This window comes from Neptuniibacter sp., assembly GCF_024231755.1.
GTDB lineage: Bacteria > Pseudomonadota > Gammaproteobacteria > Pseudomonadales > Balneatricaceae > Neptuniibacter.
The window spans coordinates 1-682 of record NZ_JAAEQH010000383.1 but is presented as its reverse complement, the minus strand read 5'-3'; the positions used below and the strand labels follow the sequence as shown (position 1 = coordinate 682).

Below are 682 nucleotides of genomic sequence, written 5' to 3'. Positions count from 1 at the left end.
TCCTTAAGCGTACAAGCCACATCACTGTTGTGGTTTCAGATAGCTAGGAGTATAAGTAATGGGACAAAAAGTTCATCCTACTGGTATTCGCCTAGGTATATCTAAACCTTGGGTTTCTACCTGGTACGCGAGTTCTAAAGATTTCTCTGATCAGCTTTTTGGCGATCACAAAGTACGTACTTTCCTTACAAAGGAATTAAAAGCGGCTTCTGTGTCTAAAATCGTTATTGAGCGTCCAGCAAAATCGATCCGCGTAACAATTCACACGGCTCGTCCGGGTGTTGTTATCGGTAAAAAAGGCGAAGACGTTGAAAAGCTACGTCAAGCGGTAACTAAGATCGCAGGTGTACCTGCTCAGATTAATATTTCTGAAGTACGTAAACCAGAGTTAGATGCACAACTAGTAGCAGACGGCATTGCCTCTCAGCTAGAGCGTCGTGTTATGTTCCGTCGCGCTATGAAGCGTTCGGTACAAAATGCAATGCGCATCGGTTCTAAAGGGATTAAAGTTGAAGTTAGCGGTCGTCTTGGCGGCGCAGAAATCGCACGTTCAGAATGGTATCGTGAAGGTCGTGTACCTCTACATACTCTTCGTGCTGATATCGACTACGCAACTTCTGAAGCCTTAACCACTTATGGTATCATTGGTGTTAAAGTTTGGATCTTCAAAGGCGAAGTTATT

At 44.0% G+C, this 682-nt stretch carries 1 protein-coding gene; it reads left to right on the top strand.

Going from position 1 to position 682, the window contains the following annotated elements:
• Positions 1–58 precede the first annotated feature (58 nt).
• The coding region (gene rpsC, locus GY843_RS20960) for a 30S ribosomal protein S3 (RefSeq protein WP_297312628.1) at positions 59–682 on the top strand (624 nt) is incomplete at its 3' end.